We start from the raw sequence: 24,063 nt of genomic DNA, 5'->3' as shown, positions 1-24,063 counted from the left end.
GCTACTTACGGAACTTGTTCTTGATCTTGTTGAACAACCCCGTCGATTCATCGTCCTCACGGTGCACGGAGGCACCGTCGCCGCGGTGGTCGCGGACCCGTTCGAGCAGCTCCCGGGTGGTCTCATCCAGTTCCGTGGGAACGATGACATCGACATGGGCGATCAGGTCGCCCCTGCCCTCCGCGCGTAGGCGCGGCATACCCTCATCGGCGAAGACGATCATCTGGTTGGGCTGGGTGCCGGCCGGGATGGTGACCCTGACCTCATCACCGACGAGGTTCTCCACATCGAGTTCCACGCCGAGGGCGGCGTCGATCATGGGCACCCGGATGCTGGCGTGCAGATTGTCACCGTCGCGGGTGAACACGGCGTGTGGACGGATCTGGACCTCCACGTAGAGGTCGCCCGCCGGACCGCCGCCGGGGCCGACCTCGCCCTGGCTGGCCATCCGGATGCGCATCCCGGACTGGATTCCGGCGGGAATCGTCGCGGTGACCTCACGGCGTGCGCGGACCCGACCGTCCCCGCCACATTCCGGGCAGGGATCGGGGATGATCTCGCCGGTGCCGTTGCAGGTGTGGCAGGGCCGCGATGTCATGACATTGCCAAGGAAGCTGCGCTGCACCTCCTGGATCTCACCGGAACCGTGGCAGGTGCCGCAGGTCACCGGGGCGGCATTGCTCGCCGAGCCGGAACCGTGGCAGACGGTGCACAGCACCGCGGTGTCCAGGGTGATCTCCTTTTTCGTCCCGGTGAAGGCCTCCTCCAGGGTGATGGAGGCGCGCCACAGGGTATCAGAACCCGGCTGGACGCGGGATCGCGGACTCCGCGAGGTTCCGGCGCCACCGCCGAAGAAGGCGTCAAAGATGTCTCCCAGCCCGCCGCCGCCGAAACCGCCGTAACCGCCGGCCGCCCCGCCGCTCTGCTCCATGGGATCGCCTCCCATGTCGACGATGCGGCGCTTGTCCGCATCCGTGAGCACCTCATAGGCCACGGAGACCTCACGGAATCTCTCCGCGGCCTCCTCGCCACCGTTGACATCGGGGTGGTACTTGCGGGCGAGTTTCCGGTACGCCCTCTTGATCTCCGATTCGGTTGCGTTGCGGTCGATTCCGAGAATGCCGTAATAGTCACGTGCCACGGTGGATGTTTCTTCCTTTAACTCTCATTTAGGCGAACAGATCAGACAAAAGGCCCATTCTAGCCGGGAACTACTCCCCCGCGAGAACTCGCCCAACATACTTAGCAACGGCTGAGACCTTGGAGATTGTTCCCGGATAGTCCATGTATGTGGGACCGACCACTCCCAGTCCACCGAGTGTGTTGCCCTGGGATCCGTAACCGGTGGTCACCACCGAGGAGCTGCGCAGCTCCACATCCTCGTTCTCCTCACCGATGTGAACACTGACCTGGTTGAGATCGGTGACGTTGGACAGCAGCTTGAGCATGACCACCTGCTCCTCCAGGGCCTCGAGGACCATGGGGACACTGGCGGCGATGTCGCGGGGGAAGCGCATGAGGTTGGACGCCCCCGCCAGGATCAGCCGGTCCGATGGCTGCTCCACCAGTGTGGACAGCAGGACCCTCAGGCACTTGTCCATGGTGGCCCGGATATCGGCCGGGGCTCTCTCGGCGAGTTCCTCCAGCGCCACCGAGGCGTCGTGAAGTGTCTTCTCCGCCAGGGCACCGTTGAGCAGTTCCTTGAGCACATTGACCTTCTCCTGGCCCAGGGGCTCGTCGAGTTCGACGTTGCGCTGCTCCACCCTCCCGGTGTCGGTTATCAGCACCAGCAGCAACCGCACCGGTGACAAAGGCACCACCTCGCAGTGCTTGACGCGGGAGGTCTTCAGCGTGGGCAGCTGCACCACTGCCGCCTGCCTGGTCAACTGCGACAACAGCTGCACCGAGCGGCGCAGCACATCCTCCAGGTCCACACCACCCTCGAGGAAACCCATGATGGCTTTGCGTTCCGCCAGCGACAGGGGCTTGATCTCATGGATGGAGTCCACGAAAAGGCGGTATCCCTTCTCGGTGGGCACCCGCCCGGAACTCGCGTGCTCCTGAACGATGTATCCCTCCGTCTCGAGCACCGACATGTCGTTGCGGATCGTCGCGGAACTGACATTGAGGTGGTGACGCTCCAGGAGTGCCTTGGAACCCACCGGATCCTGGAGGGCAATGTAGTCGGCGACGATGGCGCGCAGAACCTCGTACCTGCGTTTCTCCGTTGCACTAACCATGAGTTGTACTCTACTATCGCTCCCCCGCCAGCAGAATATCGGCGATGATACCGTCGGCGAGCAGGCGGCCCGCATCGGTCACCGCGACCCTGCCCGCGGTGCGGTGGAGCAGCCCGGTGCCGGTGTACCCGGCGATGACCTCCAGCGAGGCCGGCGGGAAGATCTCCAGCGGGAGCCCCTGCCTCAGACGCAGACCCAGCATCACCCTCTCGGTGTGGTGATCCAGCGCGCTGAGATCCTCGACCTCCGCGATGGGCAGCTCGCCCGCGGAGATCATGGACGAATAGCGTGCCGGGTGTTTGACGTTGTGGAAACGGCGGTCACCGATGTGTGAATGGGCGCCGGGGCCGGCACCCCACCAGTCCCCGTCAACCCAGTACCCCATGTTGTGGCGGCAGGCCCCGCCCGGCCTCGCCCAGTTGGAGACCTCGTACCAGTCGAAGCCGTGCGCGCGCAGGTGGTCATCGATCAGACCGTAGCGATCGGCGTAGACATCCTCATCCGGTTCCGGCAGCTCGCCCCTGCGCACCTTCCGCGCCATGGCCGTACCGTCCTCGACGATCAGGGAATAGGCCGACACATGGTCCACGTCGGCCTCGATCACGGCGTCGAGGGTGGCGCGTACATCATCATCGGTCTCGGTCGGGGTTCCATAGATCATATCCAGGTTGACGTGCTCGAAGCCGGCGGCCCTGGCCTCCCTGGCCGCCGCGATCGGCCGACCCGGGGTGTGCGCGCGGTTAAGAACCCGGAGAACGCGTGACGACGCCGACTGCATGCCCAGGGACACCCGTGTGTAGCCGGCCTCACGCAGGTCAGCGAAGAACTCCGGTGAGGTCGACTCCGGGTTGGATTCGGTGGTCACCTCCGCACCGGGGGCGAGACCGAAGGTGTTCCGAACCGCGCCGAGCACCCGGCCGAGGCCGTCGGCACCCAGGAGCGAGGGGGTGCCGCCACCAATGAACACGGTCTCCGCGGCACGGCGGTCGCCGGGATCGAGGGAGGCCACGGCCATCTCCAGCTCCATTTCGAGTGAATCCAGATAGGTGTCCGGGCCCGCGGAGCTGCCGAGCTCCCCCGCGGTGTAGGTGTTGAAGTCGCAATAGCCGCACCGCGTCGAACAGAAGGGCACATGGACATAGACACCGAAAACTGACATGCGGCAAGCATAGTACCTGTTCCGAAAAGGTCCCATTTCACGTCGGGCTGTGAAAAAGATGTAGATTCCGCTATAGTGCAGCTTATGAAGCGGTTGGGATTAGCTGTCATCATGTCGATGGCACTCATGACGGGGCAGGTCGCTCCCTCCCATGCCACTGAAACCACCGTTGAGCACAGTGATCCGTGGAAGAACACCAGCGGCACGCCCGGGCAGTCCATCGTGGTCCCCTTCGAGGGCACGGATGCGGTCGGCGACATCACCGTCGGTGTCCCCGACGCCTTCACCGGGTTCTCCACCCGCGTCCTGAAAGATCAGTCGATTCTGGTCACCGTTCCCCGCCTCTTCCCAGGTGCCTCCGAGGTGTCCCCGGTGTTCACCGTCTCGGAGAATGGACGGGAAATTGACACCTTCCAGGTCAACGTCCAATACCTCCGGCCGAAGCTGGCCAGGCACACCGAGGACATGAACCTCCTGGTCCGGATCATCTCGGAGCTGGCGTTCCGACTGCCGCAGATCCCCTTCGTGGCCGGACTCTTCCGGAACTGAACCTTCCCTCTCAGGATACGGCGTCGCGCTTGCCCTGCAGGGTGCTCGCCACCCGTGCCACCACGGCGTCGACACGTGCGCGCTCGGCGAGGAACGCCGGCGGGTTGTCGCCCCTGCGGGTACGCACATAGGCGGGATTTGACACCGCCACCGACTCCGTCCACGCCCCCACCGTGGTTTCCACCTCCTCGGCGAGCAGCGCGTGGGTGCGGGGCAGGGACAGCGCGTCCAGGTCCCCGGCGGCGACCTCCGTCTGCGCCAGGATCCACTCCACGAAATCACCCAGCCGTGAACGCACCGCCTCGCTGCGCGCATTGAGTGCGTCCGCGAGGTCACGGACCACCACGAGGCCCTCATCGATGGGGAAACACCTTTCCAGATCCGCCGCGGTGATCGACTCCGGGCGGGGCGCACCGTGCCCCACCGAGGCGCGTGCACTGACCGTGCCCCTGCGGATCCCTGAGGTCAGCGCCTGCCTCAGGCCGGCGAGTTCGGCGACCACCATCCTGGAGTCCGCGACCGCCTCGGTGGCGATCTCCCGGAACTCCGCCAGGCAGTCCTCCACCAGCTCGACATCCCAGTCGGCGATGGCCTCCATGAGATGTTCGATGTACTCCGCGACCTCGTCGCCGATATTGTAGATTTCCTGGGTCAGTTCACGGTGGCGTAACTGCGCGATGGAGTTGGCCATGCTCTCCTGCACACCGTCCTTTCTTCTCAGGAACAGAGAACCTCAACGGATGGTTGAAGGTTCATGCTTTCGGACACTGACTTTATGGGAGAACGCTTGGAAAAGTGTTCCGGCACGCCGGAATACCCCCATCCCGATCACCAGGGCAGCGGTGGGAGTGCCGCCGCACCGACGATCTCATCCAGAATCCGGCGGGGCAGACCCCTGGGCGCCTCATCCTCGAGCCTGGACAGGTACCTGTCCACCACCGCCCGCGCCGCGGGAGCACCGATGCGGGCCACCACATGGTCCGGATCATTCTGGGCGAAGATCCATTCCGGGTCGCCGTACTCCAGGCCGGGATTGGACCCCAGGGTGAAAAACTCCGACTCCTCCCCGGAACCGCCGGCGATGATGAAGGCGAAGCCGTCCATCACGCCGAAGGCGAAGACGGTCGGTTCATCACCGACCTCGGCTGCGCTCCATGCGGAACCGTCCCAGTCGAACTGCACCTGGGTACTCATCGCCGGTAGATGTGCTCGATGGCGTCTGCGTAGCGACGGTACACCACGTTGCGCTTGACTTTCAGCGTGGGCGTCAGTTCATCGGCCTCCTCGGTGAGGTCGGTGTCGAGGATGAAGAATTTCTTGATGGCCTCCGAATGCGAGACCGTGGCATTGGCCTTGTTCACCGCATCCTGTACCTCCGCACGCAGGGCCGGATCGACCGCGAGATCCTGGATGGTGCGCGACTCCGGAATGTTCCGGTTGAGCTTCCATCGTTTCAGGGCGTCGGGGTCGAGGGTGACCAGGAGACCGACGAAGGGCTTGCCGTCTCCGACCACCATCGCCTGACTGATCATGGGATGCGCGCGGATGATGTCCTCGAGCGGCCCCGGGGAGACGTTCTTGCCCCCGGCGGTGACGATGAGATCCTTCTTCCGGCCGGTGATCACAAGGTGCCCCGACTCCAGAAGCTCACCCAGGTCGCCGGTGTTGAACCAGCCGTCGTGGAGCGCCTCCTCCGTCGCCTCCGGATTGTTCCAGTACCCCTTGAACAGCATCTCGCCCTTGAGCAGGATCTCACCGTCACTGTTGATTCGGATGGTCATGCCACCCATGGGGCGGCCGACGGTGCCGATCTTCTGGTCCTCGAAGTCCACCGCGGCCGCGGCCGCCGTCTCGGTCAATCCGTAGCCCTCGTATATCGGGATTCCGAGTCCCCGGAAGAAGTGCAGCAGCTCGTGGCTCATCGCGGAACCGCCGGTGATGCAGTACTGGACATCATTGCCCACGGCGGCGCGGATCTTTCCGTAGACAAGCCGGTCGAAGAAACGGTGGGCCGTCTTCAATCCGCGGTTGGGTCCCTCCGCAGTGTCGAGCGCCCGGGAGTATTCGATCGCGGTCCGCTCCGCGCGGGCGAACAGTGCCGCCCGCACCGGCCCACCCTCGGCCGCATTTGCGGCCGCGGAGTTCCGGACCTTCTCAAACACCCTCGGCACCCCGAGGATCAGGTTCGGCCGTGCACGCTGGAATTCCAGGGCGATGGTGGAGAAATCGGACCAGTGTGACTGGGTGGAACCCCCGATCGCCATGGCCAGGGAGACCGCCCTGGCGAGCACGTGCGCCATGGGCAGGAAGGTCAGGACCCGGGTCCCTGGGACCGCGATCGCCCCGATGGGATGCGTCAACAGCGCGCGGACCTCCGAGAGCCAGTTGGCGTGGGTGAGTTCGCACCCCTTCGGCCTGCCCGTGGTGCCCGAGGTGTACACCAGTGAGCCGAGGTCAGCGGACCTGGTGGCGTTGATGCGCTCCCAGACCTGGGCGTCGTCAAGCCCGCGACCCTCGAACTTCAGGGTGTCCATGGCCGAGGAGTTGATCTCCAGGATCCGGCGCAGCTGGGAGGTCGATCCGCGCAGCCCGGGGGTCCCCTCCTCATCATGGACCAGGTGCTTCATCAGATCGGTGTGCTCTGGTGTCTCCGTGATGGCGAGCACGGCCGCCGAGTCCTCGATGATCCACTGCACCTGTGACAGTGAGGAGGAGCTGTAGATCGGCACACTGACCGCACCCGCGGCCCAGATCGCATAATCGAGAACCGACCACTCGTAGCGGGTGTTGGCCAGCAGTGCCACGCGGTCACCCTGTGCGACACCTGTGGAGATGATTCCCTTGGCCACCTCGAAGACCTCGTCGAGAAAGTCCTGGGCGGTGACATTGACCCACTCGTAGTTGGCAGGGCGGGAAAAGAGAATACCGTAGGGACGGGCCCTGACCTGGTCGATCAGCGCGCTCAGGCACGTTTCGTGCTCACCGACCGTGTACTGGGCAGGGGTGGTGAATTCCTCCAGTGTTGACTCTGAACTCATGGAAATGTGTCTCGCCTTTCTCAATACGGCTCTCGGTACGGCTCTTCAGCAGGGCGCCGAAAACCGGTGGCTGCCCACCGGAGACCGCTCGTGTCCTTTTGACTAATGCTCATTACACCCTAGCCACCAGAAGATGATTCTCTCAGTGGTACGGGCACGATCCGACGGTGTGACCAAGAAAAGTTCTGCCCCCGAAGTTACCTGTTTCGCGCCTTTGGTGTTTGTTCCCCGTGTCCAATTCGCCCACAGGTGGCATGATGATCAAGTGTGACTGCTCGTGGACCCTTACATGACCTTGCCGAAGCATACGGCGTATCAACCTCGTACACCGACTACCGGGGTGAACGAATTGATGTCAGCGATGACACCCTGATCACGGTGCTGCGCGCGCTCGACGTGGATCTCGGGGATCCCGCCACCGCATACGTGCCCACCGATGACGTACTGGAGTCCGCCATCGAGCGTCTCCGCGATCGCGAATCCACCCGCATGCTCCCACCGTGTGTCGTCGCCGTTGCCGGGGACAGCCATGTGTTCCCGGTCCACGTCCATGACGGTGCGCCCGCCGCGGTCAGCATCGAGCTCGAGGACGGCTCGATCCGGCAGGCCCTCCAGGTGGAGAACTGGACCCCGCCGCGGGAGGTGGACGGCATCACCTGGGGTGAGGCCTCGTTCAGCCTCCCCGGGGATCTTCCCCTGGGCTGGCATCAGCTCCACCTGGAGTCCAACGGATCGAGCGCATCCTGCGGGCTGATCATAACCCCGGCGCGGCTGTCCACTGCGGACACCTACCTCAAATCACCCGCAACCGGTGTGATGGCCCAGATCTATTCCGTGCGTTCCACCCTGTCCTGGGGAATGGGCGATTTCAACGACCTGGGCAACCTGGCCGGGATCCTCGCACAGGACGGCGCGGATTTCCTGCTGATCAATCCCATGCACGCGGCGGAACCCCTGCCCCCCACCGAGGACTCCCCCTACCTGCCCACCACCAGGCGCTTCAGCAATCCCATCTACATCCGTGTCGAGGATGTTCCGGAGTTCAACCAGCTGCCCGTCGAGCTGCGCGATGATGTGGCGGAGATCGCCGAGGAGTTCCGCGAGCTCAATCACACCTCCGATGTCATCGACCGGAACCCGATCTACGCCGCGAAGCTCCAGGTGCTCAGGGAGATCTTCACGCTCCCGCGTTCGGCCGCCCGCGAGGGCGCCTTCAGGGATTTCGTCCAACGTGAGGGCCGTGGCCTGATCGATTTCGCCACCTGGTGCGCCGACCGTGAGATCTCGCAGACCTCATCGGCGCACAGCGCCGAACCCGATCGCGATGAGCTGACCACCTTCTACATGTGGCTGCAGTGGATCTGCGATGACCAGCTCGCCCTCGCCCAGCATCGTGCCACGGACGCCGGCATGAGCATCGGGATCATGGCGGATCTGGCCGTGGGGGTGCATCCCGGCGGTGCCGATGCCCACAACCTCGCCTACGTCCTCGCCCCCGATATCTCGGTCGGTGCCCCGCCGGACGGCTACAATCAGCAGGGACAGGACTGGTCCCAGCCCCCGTGGCACCCGGTCAGACTCGCCGAACAGGGATACATCCCCTGGCGCAACCTCCTGCGCACCGTGCTCAGGCACTCCGGGGGGATCCGCGTCGATCACATCCTCGGGCTCTTCCGCCTCTTCGTGATGCCGAGGATGCAGTCGCCGGCCACCGGAACCTACATCCGCTTCGACCACAACGCACTCGTGGGCATCCTCGCCCTCGAGGCTGAGCGCGCGGGAGCCGTGGTCATCGGGGAGGATCTGGGCACCTTCGAACCCTGGGTCCAGGACTTCCTCGCCGAGCGCGGGATCCTTGGCACCTCCATTCTCTGGTTCGAGCACTCCCCCAACGGCCCCGGTCCCCGTCGTCAGGAGGAGTACCGCGCCCTGGCGCTGGCATCGGTGACCACCCATGACCTCCCGCCCACCGCCGGGTATCTCGCGGGCGAGCACATTACCCTGCGCGATCGCCTGGGTGTACTGACCCGCGATGCCGCCACCGAGGATGCCGAGGATCTGGTGTGGCAGAACGAGATCCTCGACCGCGTCGTGGAGGCCGGGGAGCTCGATGGCGTGTTCTTCGGCACGGACAGGCACGACCGTGGCGACCTCGCCGATCTCATGGTCGCGCTGCATCGCTTCATCGCCGGCACACCCGCGGCGCTCGCCTGCGTCTCACTGGTGGATCTCGTCGGCGACAAACGTGCCCAGAATCAGCCGGGGACCACCAGTGACCTCTACCCCAACTGGTGCGTGCCGCTGTGCGACAACGACGGCAACCCCGTAACCATCGAGTCCCTGCGCGACAATGAGCTCTATCACAGGGTCTCCAGGGCTGCGCGGAGGCACTGACCCCCGCCGGGTCCGGTCACCGGAGCGGGATCGGGTGGCAACCGGCGCCGGTCGCAGCCCCGCCGGCGGAGTTGTGGTGGGTACGCGACTTGGTCCACAATGGCTTTCTCGGGGCTCCCCTCCATCCCACCCCGAGGAAGGTCCAGTAAACCATGCGACTTCTTGGACGCATTCTCAAGACAACCTCCGCTCTCTGGCCCTACTACCTCGGAATCATCCTCGCATCGGTGACGGTGGCGGCGCTGGCCCTGGTGTCGCCCTTCATCCTGCGTGAGGCCACCAACACCATCGTCTCCGCAGTCAACGGAGAACGCGCCCTCGACTCCGTGACCCGCACCATCATCATCCTGGCACTGGTCCTGTTCATCGCGGACGCCCTCAACACGGTGATCAGCAACATCGGCGGTTACATCGGCGATGTCATGTCCGCGCGGATGCGCCAGATACTTGCCACCCGGTACTACGCCAAGCTGCTCGCGCTGCCGCAGAAGTACTTTGACAACCAGGTGACGGGGACCATCATCGCGCGCCTGGACCGTTCGATCAATGGCGTCACGCAGTTCATGCAGAGCTTCTCCAACAATTTCTTCCCCATGCTCATCACCGCCGCGGCCGTTCTGGCGATCTCAGCGGTGTACTACTGGCCGCTGGCCGTCCTGCTGGCCGCGCTCTTCCCGATCTACATGTGGTTGACGGCACTGACCTCAAAACGCTGGCAGAAGCTCGAGGCCGCGAAGAACGGGGAGATCGATCTGGCCAACGGTCGTTTCGCCGAGGTCGTGGGGCAGGTCAAGGTGGTCAAGAGCTTCGTCGCGGAGACCCGGGAACTCGATGATTTCAGCACCCGCTACGGACGGACCGTCGAGATCACCCGCCCGCAGTCCCGCTGGTGGCATCAGATGGACTCACTGCGCGGCGTCGCGATGAATCTCATCTTCCTCGCTATCTACCTCCTGCTGTTCTACCGCACCCTGCACGGATACTTCACGCTCGGCGACATGGTCATGCTCATTCAACTGGTCAACATGGCCAAGCAGCCGGTGTTCATGATGAGCTGGATCGTCGATTCCGCGCAGCGCGCGATCGCCGGATCCCGCGACTACTTCGAAGTCATGGCGCAGCCCCTGGAGCCCACTGCGAACAGGGAGCTTGTCGACGCCACGACCACCAGCACCGTCCCCTCCCTGAGCACCGCTGCGATCGCGCCGCTGCCCTGCGGGGAGCCGGCGCTCGCATTCGATCACGTCTCCTTCGCCTATGAGGCGGGCAAACCCGTCATCGACGACGTCACCTTCAGCGCACACCACGGTGAGCGGATCGCCCTCGTCGGCGAGTCGGGCGGCGGCAAATCAACCCTGGTAAACCTGCTCCTCGGCCTCTATCAGCCCGGTTCGGGAACCTTGACGGTGTGCGGCAGGGGCGTCGATACGCTGACCACCGAGCAGCTGCGGGCGTCGGTGGGTGTGGTCTTCCAGGACGCCAGCCTGTTCTCCGGATCGATCGCGGAGAACATTGCCTACGGTCGCCCCGGCGCGTCCATGGATGAGATCATCGAGGTGGCGAGGAAGGCCAACGCCCACGAGTTCATCGAGGGTTTCCCCGAGGGTTATCAGACCATCATCGGTGAGCGCGGACTCAAGCTCTCCGGTGGGCAGAGGCAGCGCGTCGCCGTGGCACGGGCGATGCTCAAGGACGCCCCGGTGCTCATTCTGGATGAGGCCACCTCGGCGCTGGACACCAGATCTGAACGTGCGGTCCAGGCGGGTCTGGAGCAGTTGATGATGAACCGCACCACGCTGATGATCGCCCACCGGCTGTCCACCATCGCGGACGTGGACACCATCGTCACCATCAACGAGGGCAGGGTGGACGAGATCGGTTCCCCCGCCGAACTGGCCGTCTCCGGCGGCATATACTCCCAGCTGCTCACCCTCACGCAGTCCACCGCGGAATCCGATCGTCAGCGGCTCCGCGCCTTCGGGTTCACCGGCGACGTTCCGGAGAATGAGGATGAGGTCTAGGAACCGAGGACGTCCGGTGTTGAATCCAGCAGACGCCTTCCCTCGGTGATATAGGTGGAGCGCTCATCGCCGGGAACCATCGCCCCACCGGTCAGCCAGACCAGATGCGTGGTGCACGGGCCCTGCGGCCAGGGAACGTCCGCGGCGGCACCCACCGCCCGCCAGGGAACGGTCAGGGCCGCGGTCGCCGAGGGTTCGACCTCGATGGATTCCTGATCGTAGAGAACCCCCACGCCTGCCCTGATCGTGTCATCGGAGACGGTGGCGAACCCATCGATGAGATCCCCGACGGTGGATCCGACGAAGCGGGATGGTCGCGACACCGCCAGTCCATCGGCTGCGGTGCGCCCGGACAATCCGATGTCCTGCACGGCGATATCACCGTGGAGCCCCGTGCGCACGCCGAGAAGCATCGCCGGCGCCTCCGTCGGCTCGACGAACACACAGTGGACGTTGTCACCGAACACCTTCTTCAACCCGTAGGTCACCCCACCCGGTCCACCACCGATCCCGCAGGGCAGGTACACCACCAGCTGGTGGTGGTCATCCACCGTCACACCCGCGGCCGCAAGCTGCTCCCGCACCCGGACCGCGGCCACCGAGTATCCGGCGAAGAGACTGGTGGACCGCTCATCATCGACGAAGTGCGTGCGCGGGGCACCAGCTGCCGAGGCACGTCCTGCCTCAACCGCCTCGACGAAATCCCCATCGTGCTCTACGACGGTGACCCCCTGTCGCCGGAGCAGCTCCTTCTTCCACCCACGGGCATCGCTCGACATGTGCACGGTCGTTGTAAACCCCAGGCTGGCACTGAGAATGCCGATGGACAGGCCAAGGTTGCCGGTGGATCCCACCACGATGCGGTAGGTAGAGGCCAGGTCGCGGAATACGCCGGAGCCGAAGGTCGCGGGATCAGGGTGGTCCAGACCGGCCCCGCGGGCGACCGTCTCCGCAAACTCAAGGACCTCGTGGAAGCCGCCCCGCGCCTTGATCGAGCCGCTGACCGGAAGCAGATCATCACGCTTCAACCAGAGGTCCCCCTCAAGCTCCACACCCATCCGTGCGTTCAGATAGTCGCGGGTGCGCGGTGCCCGGATCAACGGGGATTCAATGATCCCGTCCTGTTCAGCAGTCGCGGGAAAGGTCCGCGCGAACCAGGGGGCGAAACGTTGCAGCCGCTGTTCCGCGTCATCCATAAGGTCAGGATCGATCACCGATTCCGTGGCTCCCAGGGTCACGCTGGCACCGGGAAGTCCCGGCCGCAGCCACACCGTCGGGCTCCCCTGCGCCAGCGCCGACACCACCGAATCCGCGGTGACATCATGTGGCACCAGAGGTCCTGTCAACTCATCTCCCACGATTTCCTACCCTTCCATCATCGGTGTGCGCACCGGTCCGATTCGACTAGTGGTTCACAGCAAGAAACTTACCGGCCCTGCGGCCGGTCCAACTGCCATTCTCCACGACCCTTTCACCACCGATGATCACGTCATCGATTCCTTGCGGAGCCGCGGTCGGCTCGGAATAGCTGGCATTGTCGACGACCCCGGTCGGATCGAACAAGACCAGATCAGCGATGTAACCCTCCTTGATCCATCCTCTTCCGTGCAGCCCGAAAACCTCCGCTGGCAGGGCAGTCATCCTTCGCAATGCTTCCGGCAGTGACAGCGTTTTCATCTCCCTCACGTACTTCTGCAGAATTCTCGGAAAACTGCCGTATCCGCGTGGGTGCGGCCGCCCACCTGTACCGACTGGGAGACCATCCGTACCCACCATGGTGTTGGGATGGCGAAGTACCGTCTGCACATCCTCCTCGCGCATCGCGTGGACGATCATCGTGGCGGCCAGGTTCTCCTCACTGAGTATCGCTGCCACGGCAGCGACCGGGTCCAGGCACAGTCGCCGCGAAATGGCGAGTATGGATTCACCCTCGAATCGGTGGGACGCGGTGCTTGCGATGACGATATTCTCCCAACCCGCCTGCAGACCGTAATTCTCAAAGTCGGCCAGCGGATCATGGATCTGCCGTGCCGCTTCCGAGACGAGCGACGCCGATGTGAGCCTTTCCCGGAGAGCCTGCGATCCCCCATCGTGCATCCAAGGCGGGAGGATGGCCGAGAGCATCGTGCTGGCCGCGGTGTATGGGTACACATCCTGTGTAATGGGAGTTCCTTCCCGGTTTCGATCATCGATGTACTCCAGGACTCTCGTCATCTGTCCTGGGAGACGACGATCTGCCATCTTAAGATGCGAAATGTGGCATCGGGTTCCGGCCTGGCGGGCCACCGCGATCGTCTCTTCAACGCTTGCCAGAAGATGCCGGCTTTCATTGCGCATGTGGCTGGCATAAACCGCTCCCTGCGGTAATCGAGAGGCCAATCGGATCAGTTCCTCTTCGGAGCTGAATACTCCCGGTGGATAGATCAAACCGGTGGACAGTCCCGCCGCACCCAACTCAAGAGCTTCATCGATCAGGGCCTCCATCATCGCCATCTCAGCCGGCGCGGGTGGTCTGTTCTCGGAACCCATCGCCGCGATCCTGATCGTATTGTGCCCGATCAGCGTCGCAAAGTTGGTGATGAACTCGCCCCTGTGCAGGGCCTCGACGTAGCTGCGAAAGCTGTCCCAACCATAGGTCATCGGCGGAAAGATCCGCTCAACCAGAGAGGTGAAGTCCCCCTCGGTCTCTGCGTTGATCGGCGCGAGGCTGAATCCACAGTTGCCGTTGATCTCAGTGGTCACCCCTTGAAGAATCTTCGACGTATCATCCTCCGTTAGAAGAGGGGAGTTGTCGGCATGGGCGTGGGTATCAATGAATCCAGGTGCCAGGACGCGCCCATCGGCGCGGATAAGTCGATCCGCGATCCTTGATCCGACGCTTCCTGGAGCAGCGATGCCGACGATCCGTGCACCCTCAACAACGATGTCCTTTGGTTGGCTTCCAATGGAGCCACCGTTGGCGATGTATGCCTGCGAGATGACGGTTCTCATCGATGCTCCCCCTTCTGCGCCGTGACCTCCCGGTTCATCTGTCGCGGAAGAAGTGCGAGCGCCACGATCGAGATCAGGAGAAGAACGACCATCGTAAGAAGCCCATTCTGTGTGCTCCCGGTCGAGTCTTTGACAAGACCCATGATCGTCGGGGCGACAAACCCACCCAGAATGCCCACGGTATTGATCATCGCGATGCCACCAGCTGCGGCGGTCCCTCCGAAGTGCTGTGCCGGGACCGCCCAGAACACCGTGTATGCTCCCCACACGCCGGCTACCGCGACATTCAGGGCGATGAATGAGACGAGGAAAGTATCCGCGAACAACGCCGCGACAATTAGACCGGCAGCGGCGAACAACGCGGGAATGATTGAATGCCACGTTCTCTCTGCACGCAGATCCGAGCTGCGCGTTAGCAGTATCATCACCGGAATAGTCAACACATAGGGCAGGGCCGAGAGCATCCCATTGGAGAAGAAGTCTGTTACTCCGTTTTCAAGGAGGATTGTCGGTAGCCAGAAACTCACGGCATAGATTCCACACATGATTCCGAAGTACGCCATGGACATGACATAGACCGCCGGACTCCTCAGCGCAACAAGAAAGCTGCTGGTGTGCTGTTGCTCCCGCGTCTTCTCCAAATGCTGCTGAACAATCTGCTTCTCCGGGTCACTCAGCCAGGGTGCTTGTGAGGGTTTATCCACCATCAGTTTCCAGAACAAAAGCCCGAGCAGCACGCAGGGCAGACCCTGGATGAGGAACATCCACTGCCAACCGGATAGTCCACCGAGATCATCGGTAGCCGCGATGATCATCGCAGAACCGGCAGATCCGAGAATGGCGCCGATCGGTCCCGCCAGCATGTAGATTCCCATCACCGACGCCATTCGTTTGGCCGGATACCAATAGGTGAGATAGAGAATGATTCCCGGAGCGAATCCTGCCTCGAAGATCCCCAACATGATTCGGAGCACGTAGAAGGTTGTCTCGTTTGTCACAAACATCATCGATGCCGAGGTGAAGCCCCACAGCACCATTATCCGGGTGATGGTCTTCCTGGCTCCGATCCGATTCATCAGGAGATTGCTGGGAACCTCCAGGCTTGCGTAGGCGAGGAAGAACAATCCGGCGCCGACGCCGAAGACAGCCTCGGTAAGATGCGGTATGTCTTCCTGCATATGGAGTTTCGCGTACCCGATATTGACTCGATCGAGATAGGCGAAGGTGTAGCAGATGAGAAGCAGCGGGAGAATTCTACGGTTGATCTTTCCGAAAACCGCGCTTTCTCCTGCTCGCCCTCTCTCCACGGAAGATGTTGCTGTTTGGTATGACATGGGTCTCCTTTCGGTGTGAGGAAACACTAGCCCTCCGCAATCAAGTTTCTTTAATATGATAGAAATTGACCGTTTGGATGCGCCAAATGACGTAAATGAAGATTTTCCCCGTGCATAATGTTGAAATGAGAACGGATCATGTCGACGCACTCGATCTTGAAATTGTCGATGCACTGCAGCGCGATCCACGGGCGGGGTGGACCTCTGTAGGAACAATGGTGGACCGCTCGCCGGTCTCTGTCGCGCGCAGGTGGAATCGGATGAGCAGGGCCCACCTGGCCTGGACCGGCATCGCTCTGCACCCCGCTGCTTCTCAAGGCGCTTTTATCGAAGTCAGCTGCTCACACGCTAATCTGTCCCACGTCATCGAAAATCTGAGCAGGTACCCGGACATCATCACCGTGGGCACGACCACCGGAGACTTCAACCTGTACTGCATTCTGATCGGGGTTTCTCTGCCTGGCATTCTGCGCCGGATCAATGAGGACATTATTGAACTCCGTCTATGCGAAAGGACCAGGATAAACCTCTTTCACCAGATAACCGGAGGTGTGGATTGGCGGCAGGAAATCGTAGGGACGACGACATCCGCAAGGGATGCTCCCCCTCCTTCGGAGGTCATGGAGGAGTTCCAGAATCTTCACCAATCGACGCGAGGCGTGACACAGGCGCCAAGCGCGAGTTTTCGTCCGTTGTTTCTCGCCCTGGGCGCAGATGCCCGCAGACCACTCAATCAGCTCGCTGAGGAACTCGGGAGCACAACCTCCACGGTGAAACGAATGGTGACCCAGCTCCAGTCGCGACGGCAAGCGATCTTTCGTTGCGATGTGGCGCGCCCACTGTTCGACTACCCGATCTCCACCATCCTCTCCCTGAGAACACCGCCGGAATTCGCCGAGGAACTGGCTTTCAGGATCGGTGGTCTCAAGGAAACAAGATTCTGTGCTTCCGTCGCGAGCACCGCGAACGTTATCGTGGTGGCGGGACTACGGAGTCTCCTGGACGGCGAGAACTTCACCTCCCGCATCGCGCTCATGGGGATACCGGCGGAGATCGCCTCCCGTTCCATCTCTATGCGGATGGCGAAGGTCTACGGCAGGATCCTCGATAACCGGGGACGTTCACGTCTGCATATTCCCGTTGATCCCTGGGCAGCGGAGGTTCACCCGTGAACCCGGCCCCGACATCGCTCACACCAGGGTGACCAGCCAGGCCACCAGCACGACGACGAGCAGGATAACCAGAGCCTGGGTGACCCTGGACTGCGGATACTTTCGCTTGCGCCTGGGCAGTTCCCGGTCGCGTTTGCGCAGTTCTTCTGGATTAGCCATTGTCTTCTTTTCCTCCGGCATCTGCGGCCACAGCGGATCTGGTGGCTCTGGCACGCATAATGCGGTTGTCAGTTGCATCGATGACGCGCACCACGGGGATCGCAAGAAGCGCACACACGATCAGGGCACCCCCGATCACGATTGGTGACTGGATCCACAACGGGGCCGATGTGAGATGCTGGGTGATCCAGTCGAGCAACGCGGTCATGCGCTAGCAGTTTACACGGCCCCGATCAGATGGCCCCAGCCAATCCACGGCGGCGCAACAACGGACCAAGGTCCTTCGGACGCCCCCGCAGTGTTTCATATGCGGTGGTGTAGTCCGCCGCCGCTCCCCGGGAGAGCACGAGTTCACGGAACCTCCGACCCGCCTCCCTGGTGGCGGTGTCCGTCGCCTGCGGACCCGCTGCGCCGCTCTCGGTGAACCAGTCGAAACCATCGGCGTCGAGAGCCTCGGCCCACAGGTAGGAGTAGTAGCCGGCTGAGTAGCCGCCGGCGAAGATGTGGTTGAAATAGGTCGAGCGGTAGCGCGGGGCGACCTTTTCCGGATCCAGACCGGCCTCGGCGAGTGCCTCCTCCTCGAACTTCTCAATGTCATCGATTGCGGCCGCCTCCTGTTCGCTCAGTGAATGCCAGGCCAGGTCGATGATGGAGGCCGCAAGGTACTCGGTGGTGGCAAAGCCCTGTCCGAACTGCCGGGAGGCACTGATCGCCCCGAGCATGGCCTCGGGGATCACCTCACCACTTTCGACGTGACGGGCGAAGTGTCGCACCACGGTCTCGTCGAAGGCCCAGTTCTCATTGATCTGGGAGGGGAACTCCACATAGTCCCTTGGCACCGACGTTACGGAGAAGGTGGGATAGCGCACCGCCGAGAGCAACCCGTGGAGGGCGTGGCCGAACTCATGGAAAATGGTGGTCACCTCGTCCAGGCTCAGCAGCGCCTCGCCCGTGGTAGGCCTGGTGATCCCCATGACATTGACCACCACCGGCTTCGTCTCCAACAGCTCCGATTGATCCACGAAGGAGCTCATCCAGGCGCCTCCGCGCTTGGATGGTCTGCCGAAGTAGTCGGTCAGCAGCAGACCGATGCCGGAGCCGTCCGCATCCAGGACCTCCCAGACATCGACGCCCTCCGCGTATCCCCGAAGGTCGCTCCGCCGCACCACGGTGATTCCATAGAGACGCTCGGCGGCATAGAACACCCCGTCCTCGAGAACCCGCGACAGGGGGAAGTACCTGCGCAACTCGGCATCGTCGAGGGCATAGTCGCGCTCCCTGACGCGCGATTCCCAGTAGGGCCGGTCCGCGGCGGAGATCTCCTCCCCCGCCTCCTCGACGGACAGTTTGTATTCGGCATCCGCGCTGGCCGCGGCGGAGGGTGCGAGCTCGAACAGCAGGTCCCGCACCGCAGTGACGTCATCGGCGGTCTCCTCCTCGATGACATAGTCGGCGTGCGTGGAATAGCCGAGCAGCGCGGCCCTGGCCGCTCGCAGCCGCACCGTTTCCAGGAGCACCGGGGCATTGCTGGTTCTTCCCCGTTCCTGCGAGGCCGAGTACAGGCGGGCACGCGCCACCGGGTTGGCGAGCACCGCCTGCGAGGCCTGCACGGTGGGAAGCTCCAGCGGAATGACGAACCCCGGGGCCCCACTGCGCCGCGCATAGTCAGCTGCGGCCAAGACGCGTGCTCGATCAAAGCCCTCCAACTCACTCTCGCTGAAGGAGACCGCAAGCTCCCTGGTGTCGGCGAGCAGATTGCGCCCGAACTCCTCCGACAGCGCCGACAGGCGCTGGTTTATGTCGGAGAGCCGGGCCCGCCCGGCGGCGTCGAGGGCTGCCCCGCGGCGTCGAAAAGCTCTCTTCAGGTGTTCGTGCAGGCGCTGCGATTCCTCGTCCCCCGGTGCGGAAACCTCCAGAATCCGCTGGTATAGGTCCTGATTCTGGTAGATGGCATCGGAATGCGCGGCCAGCCTCGGCGCGATGTCGCGGGCGATCTCATCCATGTCCAGAGAGGAGTCGGTGCCGTGGAGGTTGAAAAACACCGCGGACACCCGGGACAGCGCCCGCCCGGCGCGCTCCAGCGCCTCGACGGTATTTTCCCAGCTGACGGGTTCGGGATCGGCGACGATTCCGGCGATCTCGGCATCATGCTCGGCCATGGCGATCTCAAAGGCGGGCAGAAAGTCGCCGCTCTCGATCGACGCGAAAGCGGGCAGCTGGTAGGGCAGATTGCTGGGCTTCAGCAGGGCATCAACACTCATGGAAGTCGATCCTAGTTGTTAGAGTAAATCCCATGTCTGTCTCGGTCACCTGCCCCGCGGGCGAAATCAGCGGCGGCCCCCACCTTTTCCGCTCCATCCCCTATGCGCGGGCCGAGGCCTTCGGCAACGCGGAGAAGCTGCCCCCGCAGCGTATCGACGCCACCACCACACCCCCCGGCCTCACCCTGACGGTGGCAACACCGAAGGCGTCTTTCGGCGCGGACCTGCCGGTGATCGTGTTCATCCACGGTGGCGGCTACGACAGCGGCACCCGCTTCGATGAGCGCACCGACCCGACGCTGTTCATGGAGCAGGGATTCGTCGTGGTGCTCATTGACTACCGCCTGGGACTCGAGGGTTTCGTCCCCTTCCACGACGACGAACCCAACCACTACCGCGGCACCGACGACTGTGTCCTCGCCCTGGAATGGGTGCAACGGAACATCGAGTACTTCGGCGGCGACCCCACAAACGTCACGCTCATCGGACAATCCGCGGGAGGCGGCATCGTGCTCTGGCTCACCCGCCGCGACCACTACCGGGGAGCCTTCCGACGGGTCATCGCCCTTTCACCGAGCTTCCCGCGCCGGGGCTTCCCGGAACGCAGGTCGGCGCTGCGTCTCGCCCTGCGCAAGCCGGTGACCAGGGCATCACTGTCCGCACTCGACGCCTCCGCGCTGGAGCGGGGGTATCGGCGTTTCGCCCGACGCTTCTTCTCCGACCTCGCCCTGGGCCCCTCCCCCTACGACCCCTCCGAGCTCGTGGACATCCCGCTGATCATCACCTCCACCAGGGACGAGCTGTACAACCACGGCATCGGCCGGTGGTTCGATGAACGTCACCGGGGGCGCAAGCTGGCCGCACGGCTGCTGGGTGTCACGGTGCCGGAATCCTACATCAGGTCCGCGCTCGACATCGACGACCGCGTGGTCGGCCGCATGATCGGGGACTCGATGATCCGCCGCTACGTCGCGATGACGGAGAAGGGCTGGTGGATCGAGTTTCCCGGCAGGCATTGTGATGATCTGCCCGCGATTTTCCGGAGCAACGGTACCGCACACCGCATCGTGGCCGACTTCGCCCGTGGTGAGACCCCGCGCTGGCCCCAGTACTCCGCGGAGGACCGCGCGGCGCTGTCGCTACTCGGCGACACACCTGAAGTGGTCCGGGATCCGCTGAGGATGGTGCGGATATCCTTCCAGGGCACGCCGGGGCCCGATCCTGTGGGGTGATGCTCCAGCTGTACTGTCCGACGGCACACGGGCGTGAATATCTCTACCCTGGTTTTCATGACCGATACCACTCCACCCGGTTCAGAACTGATTCCAGAGTCGACCGCACGCCCCGTCGTCGATGCTGAGGGCTTCATCCGCGAACGCGAATCCGAGGACTTCTCCACACCCGCCCCCGCGCCAGGCGAGCAACCCTGGGAGAAGAGCGAGCCCCTGTGGTACAAAAACGCGGTTTTCTATGAGGTCCTGGTGCGATCCTTCTACGATCCGGAGGGTAGCGGCTCCGGAACGCTGAAGGGTCTGACGGAGAAGCTGGAGTACATCCAGTGGCTCGGGATCGACTGCATATGGATTCCCCCCTTCTACGACTCTCCGCTGCGTGACGGCGGCTATGACATCCGCAATTTCCGCGAGATCCTGCCCGAGTTCGGCACCGTCGAGGACTTCGTGGAGCTGGTCTCCCAGGCGCACCGCAGGGGTATCCGTGTGATCACCGACCTGGTGATGAACCACACCTCCGACGAGCACCCCTGGTTCCAGGAGTCCCGCCACGACCCTGACGGGCCCTACGGAGATTTCTACCTCTGGGGCGATGACCCGGATCTCTACCATCAGGCCCGGGTCATCTTCGTGGACACCGAGGAGTCGAACTGGACCTACGATCCGGTGCGCAAGCAGTACTTCTGGCACCGCTTCTTCTCCCACCAGCCCGATCTCAACTATGACAACCCGGCGGTCCAGGAGGCGATGATCGACGTCCTGCGGTTCTGGCTGGACCTCGGCCTCGACGGGTTCCGCCTCGACGCGGTGCCCTACCTCTTCGAACGCGAGGGAACAAACGGCGAGAACCTGCCGGAGACCCACGAGTTTCTCAAGCGCTGCCGCGCGGTGATCGACAGGGAGTACCCGGGGCGCATCGTCCTGGCGGAGGCCAACCAGTGGCCGCAGGATGTCGTTGCCTATTTCGGCGAGAAGGAAACCGGCGACGAATGCCACATGGCCTTCCACTTCCCGCTGATGCCGCGGATCTTCATGGCGGCCCGCCAGGGATCGCGGACCCCGATCAGCGAGATCCTCGCCGCCACCCCGGACATCCCGTCCACGGCGCAGTGGGGGATATTCCTACGCAATCACGATGAGCTGACCCTGGAGATGGTCTCCGATGATGAGCGCGCCTACATGTACCAGCAGTACGCCTTCGAGCCCCGGATGCGGGCGAACGTGGGCATCCGGCGCCGACTCTCCCCGCTCCTGGACGCCGACCGAAACCAGCTCGAGCTGCTCCACGGGCTGCTGCTCTCGTTACCCGGCTCACCAATCCTCTACTACGGTGATGAAATCGGCATGGGCGACAACATCTGGCTTCCCGACCGGGACGGCGTGCGCACCCCCATGCAGTGGTCCAGCGACCGCAACGGCGGATTCTCCAAGGCGGATCCCGAGCGGCTGTATCTGCCCGCGATCCAGAATGACCGCTTCGGTTTCGCCCAGGTCAATGTGGAGAGCCAGCTGAAGAAGGACACCTCGCTGCTGCAGTGGATCCGCAATCAGATCATGATCAGACGACAGTACCGAGCATTCGGAACCGGCGACTACCGCGAGGTGGACTCCACCAACGACGCCGTCCTGACCTTCATCCGTGAGGATGAGCGGCAGACGGTGCTGTGCGTGAACAACATGTCCAGGCATCCGCAGGCCGTGTCCCTGGATCTCCGGGAATTCGCCGGACGCACTCCCAGGGAGGTGTCCGGCGGGCAGCTCTTCCCGACGATCTCGGAAAGGGAATGGGTGGTCACCCTCGCCCCCCACGGCTTCTTCTGGTTCGACCTCAGCGGTGATCAGCCATGAGCATCGCAGAATTCCTCCCCGGGGAGCGCTTCTACGGCGCGAAATCACAGCCGATCACCAGCGTGCACATCCTTGTCTCCCGCGAGATCGGTGCAAACACGCTGGTGATTGCGAGAGTCAATGACGCCCTGTACCAACTTCTTGTCGACGCCACCGGCCACGACGTCCTGGCCGCCCACGCGGCGGAGGTCGGCCCGGGGCTCGGCGAGTGGATCTCAGACACCCCCTTCCCCGCGGGCCCCTTCCGCCAACTCGGCGGTGAGCAGTCAAACACCTCCCTGGTGGCCGGCGAGACAATCGTGAAATACTTCCGGAAACTCGAGGCGGGCACCAATCCCGATGTCGAACTGCTCAGCGGAATCAGTGACTGCCCCAACATCGCCCCGGTGACCGGCCATTCCACCATCGATCTCGGGGGACAACCCTACACACTGGCGATGGCGCAGAAATTCATCCCCGGCCGCGACGGCTGGGACTACGCACTGGGCACTGTCGAGGGGAGTTTCGCCGAGGACGCCCGCCTTCTCGGCGCCGCGACACGCAACGTCCACACCGCGCTGGCCACGGCATTCGGCGCCACCCGCGCCTCGGTCTCCGAGGGACTGCTGGCTCGCCTGGACAGTCTCCTCGCTCAGGCCCCGGTGCTTGAACCCTACCGCGGGCAGGTCGAGGAGGTCTACGCGGGTGTGCAGGGGGAGGTTGATATCCAGAGAATCCACGGAGATCTGCACCTCGGGCAGGTGCTGCGCACCGAGGACCGCTTCATCCTCATCGATTTTGAGGGTGAACCCGCGCGACCGTTGCCGGAGCGGCGACGGCCGGACTCCCCGCTGCGCGATGTCGCCGGCATGCTGCGCTCCATCGACTACGCCGCACACTTCGCCGGCTCCCGCCCCGGATGGGGGCGGGAGGCCGCCGAGGGTTTCCTCGCCGGCTACGGGGAAATCTCCCACCCCCGGCTTCTCGACGCCTACGTTCTTGACAAGGCACTCTACGAGGTGGCCTATGAAACCAACAACCGCCCCGACTGGGTGCACATCCCCCTCGCCGCGGTCAGGAGAGTGCTCGGTTCCTAGACGAACTCAATGATGGCGTGGCGAAGTTCCGCGCTGCGCAACTGATCCACCAGCCACGGGGAGAAGGCGAAGGGGGCGTTGTCCACGGCATCGAAGAGCTTCTGCGGATCGACCCACGCGTACTCCTCGACCTCCCCGGGGCGGGGATCGACATGCTCCCCGACCGCGACGCGGGCGACGTAGACGGGGCAGATCTCCCACTCGACGATCCCCGAGGCATCAACCGCGCGGTACTCGTAATCGCTGAGAACCTCCTGAATATCAACGAGTGAATCCACATCCAGATTCAGCTCATCGACCCCACGTCGCCTGATGGCATCGGCGTTGGTCTCATCGGGTGCCGGATGCCCGCACATCGAGTTCGTCCACACCCCCGGCCAGGTTTTCTTGCTCAGTGCGCGGCGGGTGATCAGAAGCTCGCCCCTGGGATTGAGCACGTAGCAGGAGAAGGCGAAGTGCAGCGGTGTTTCAGTGGTGTGCACCGTGTCCTTTGGTGCAGTGCCGATGGCATTGCCCTCCTCATCAGCGAGCACAACCAGTTCAACCTCATTAATCATGCCCTCCACCATAGCCGTGCCACGGTCCGGGC

The 24,063-nt window shown here is 63.4% G+C and carries 19 protein-coding genes and 1 pseudogene; 7 read left to right on the top strand and 13 right to left on the bottom strand.

Going from position 1 to position 24,063, the window contains the following annotated elements; genetic code table 11:
* Nucleotide 1: 1 nt before the first annotated feature.
* The 3 genes from dnaJ to hemW all read right to left on the bottom strand — a co-directional run bounded on the left by dnaJ (nt 2) and on the right by hemW (nt 3,399).
* Nucleotides 2–1,141, bottom strand: a complete 1,140-nt coding sequence (dnaJ, locus tag B7E02_RS05775) for a molecular chaperone DnaJ (protein WP_080793873.1) — start codon at nt 1,139–1,141, stop codon at nt 2–4.
* Nucleotides 1,142–1,211: 70 nt separating this feature from the next.
* Entirely contained in the window at nt 1,212–2,240 is a 1,029-nt protein-coding gene (hrcA, locus tag B7E02_RS05770; protein ID WP_080793871.1) for a heat-inducible transcriptional repressor HrcA, read from the bottom strand.
* Between the two features lie 13 nt (nt 2,241–2,253).
* Nucleotides 2,254–3,399, bottom strand: a complete 1,146-nt coding sequence (hemW, locus tag B7E02_RS05765; RefSeq protein ID WP_080793869.1) for a radical SAM family heme chaperone HemW — start codon at nt 3,397–3,399, stop codon at nt 2,254–2,256.
* 111 nt (nt 3,400–3,510) lie between these two features.
* On the opposite strand from hemW, the gene B7E02_RS05760 reads away from it, so the two are divergent.
* Entirely contained in the window at nt 3,511–3,948 is a 438-nt protein-coding gene (locus tag B7E02_RS05760) for a hypothetical protein (RefSeq protein ID WP_080793868.1), read from the top strand.
* Nucleotides 3,949–3,958: 10 nt separating this feature from the next.
* Here the strand turns inward: B7E02_RS05760 and B7E02_RS05755 are convergent, their stop codons facing one another.
* The 3 genes from B7E02_RS05755 to B7E02_RS05745 all read right to left on the bottom strand — a co-directional run bounded on the left by B7E02_RS05755 (nt 3,959) and on the right by B7E02_RS05745 (nt 6,986).
* A complete protein-coding gene (locus B7E02_RS05755) occupies nt 3,959–4,639 on the bottom strand; it encodes a hypothetical protein (protein ID WP_080793866.1) in 681 nt (226 codons plus the stop codon).
* 137 nt (nt 4,640–4,776) lie between these two features.
* Nucleotides 4,777–5,142: a hypothetical protein gene (locus tag B7E02_RS05750; RefSeq protein WP_080793865.1), complete on the bottom strand. Its 366-nt coding sequence runs from the start codon at nt 5,140–5,142 to the stop codon at nt 4,777–4,779.
* A complete protein-coding gene (locus B7E02_RS05745; RefSeq protein ID WP_080793863.1) occupies nt 5,139–6,986 on the bottom strand; it encodes an AMP-dependent synthetase/ligase in 1,848 nt (615 codons plus the stop codon). Before B7E02_RS05745 ends, B7E02_RS05750 begins: the two co-directional genes overlap by 4 nt.
* A gap of 267 nt (nt 6,987–7,253) precedes the next feature.
* On the opposite strand from B7E02_RS05745, the gene malQ reads away from it, so the two are divergent.
* The gene (gene malQ, locus B7E02_RS05740) at nt 7,254–9,380 is read left to right on the top strand and encodes a 4-alpha-glucanotransferase (RefSeq protein WP_080793861.1); all 2,127 of its coding nucleotides are present in this window, start codon (nt 7,254–7,256) and stop codon (nt 9,378–9,380) included.
* A gap of 152 nt (nt 9,381–9,532) precedes the next feature.
* Complete coding sequence (locus tag B7E02_RS05735; protein ID WP_080793859.1) at nt 9,533–11,401, top strand: ABC transporter ATP-binding protein; 1,869 nt, start codon at nt 9,533–9,535, stop codon at nt 11,399–11,401.
* Here the strand turns inward: B7E02_RS05735 and B7E02_RS05730 are convergent.
* The 3 genes from B7E02_RS05730 to B7E02_RS05720 form a co-directional block, all read right to left on the bottom strand.
* On the bottom strand, nt 11,398–12,732 hold the full coding sequence (locus B7E02_RS05730) for a D-serine ammonia-lyase (RefSeq protein WP_218672377.1): 1,335 nt from the start codon (nt 12,730–12,732) through the stop codon (nt 11,398–11,400). The two genes, B7E02_RS05735 and B7E02_RS05730, sit on opposite strands and share 4 nt — an antisense overlap.
* A gap of 73 nt (nt 12,733–12,805) precedes the next feature.
* Nucleotides 12,806–14,392: an N-acyl-D-amino-acid deacylase family protein gene (locus B7E02_RS05725; protein ID WP_080793857.1), complete on the bottom strand. Its 1,587-nt coding sequence runs from the start codon at nt 14,390–14,392 to the stop codon at nt 12,806–12,808.
* Nucleotides 14,389–15,726, bottom strand: coding sequence for an MFS transporter (locus tag B7E02_RS05720; protein ID WP_080793855.1), 1,338 nt, complete (start codon nt 15,724–15,726; stop codon nt 14,389–14,391). The genes B7E02_RS05725 and B7E02_RS05720 overlap by 4 nt, the downstream gene beginning before the upstream one ends.
* Before the next feature lie 125 nt (nt 15,727–15,851).
* Here B7E02_RS05720 and B7E02_RS05715 point away from each other — a divergent pair, with 125 nt between their 5' ends.
* The gene (locus tag B7E02_RS05715) at nt 15,852–16,898 is read left to right on the top strand and encodes an Lrp/AsnC family transcriptional regulator (RefSeq protein WP_179129663.1); all 1,047 of its coding nucleotides are present in this window, start codon (nt 15,852–15,854) and stop codon (nt 16,896–16,898) included.
* An 18-nt stretch (nt 16,899–16,916) separates the two neighbouring features.
* Here B7E02_RS05715 and B7E02_RS14050 read toward each other — a convergent pair whose 3' ends face one another.
* The 3 genes from B7E02_RS14050 to B7E02_RS05705 are packed head-to-tail and all read right to left on the bottom strand — an operon-like array spanning nt 16,917 to nt 19,318.
* Nucleotides 16,917–17,057 (bottom strand): hypothetical protein, encoded by a 141-nt coding sequence (locus B7E02_RS14050; RefSeq protein ID WP_143336657.1) that lies wholly within the window; start codon nt 17,055–17,057, stop codon nt 16,917–16,919.
* Nucleotides 17,050–17,265, bottom strand: coding sequence for a hypothetical protein (locus B7E02_RS05710; protein WP_080793850.1), 216 nt, complete (start codon nt 17,263–17,265; stop codon nt 17,050–17,052). Before B7E02_RS05710 ends, B7E02_RS14050 begins: the two co-directional genes overlap by 8 nt.
* Nucleotides 17,266–17,290: 25 nt before the next feature.
* A complete protein-coding gene (locus B7E02_RS05705) occupies nt 17,291–19,318 on the bottom strand; it encodes a M3 family metallopeptidase (protein WP_080793849.1) in 2,028 nt (675 codons plus the stop codon).
* On the opposite strand from B7E02_RS05705, the pseudogene B7E02_RS05700 reads away from it, so the two are divergent.
* The 3 genes and pseudogenes from B7E02_RS05700 to B7E02_RS05690 all read left to right on the top strand — a co-directional run.
* Nucleotides 19,243–20,550 (top strand): annotated as a pseudogene (locus B7E02_RS05700) (alpha/beta fold hydrolase); the annotation flags it as partial. The gene B7E02_RS05705 and the pseudogene B7E02_RS05700 sit on opposite strands and share 76 nt — an antisense overlap.
* A gap of 57 nt (nt 20,551–20,607) precedes the next feature.
* Entirely contained in the window at nt 20,608–22,398 is a 1,791-nt protein-coding gene (gene treS / locus B7E02_RS05695; RefSeq protein WP_080793845.1) for a maltose alpha-D-glucosyltransferase, read from the top strand.
* Nucleotides 22,395–23,474, top strand: a complete 1,080-nt coding sequence (locus B7E02_RS05690; protein WP_080793843.1) for a phosphotransferase — start codon at nt 22,395–22,397, stop codon at nt 23,472–23,474. The genes treS and B7E02_RS05690 overlap by 4 nt, the downstream gene beginning before the upstream one ends.
* Here the strand turns inward: B7E02_RS05690 and idi are convergent.
* A complete protein-coding gene (gene idi, locus B7E02_RS05685; protein WP_080793842.1) occupies nt 23,471–24,031 on the bottom strand; it encodes an isopentenyl-diphosphate Delta-isomerase in 561 nt (186 codons plus the stop codon). The two genes, B7E02_RS05690 and idi, sit on opposite strands and share 4 nt — an antisense overlap.
* Nucleotides 24,032–24,063: the final 32 nt, after the last annotated feature.

Origin of the sequence: Corynebacterium pacaense (genome assembly GCF_900169525.1) — a bacterium.
GTDB classification, from domain to species: domain Bacteria; phylum Actinomycetota; class Actinomycetes; order Mycobacteriales; family Mycobacteriaceae; genus Corynebacterium; species Corynebacterium pacaense.
The sequence above is the reverse complement of the archived record's forward strand: the minus strand, read 5'-3'. Positions and strand labels throughout refer to the sequence as shown.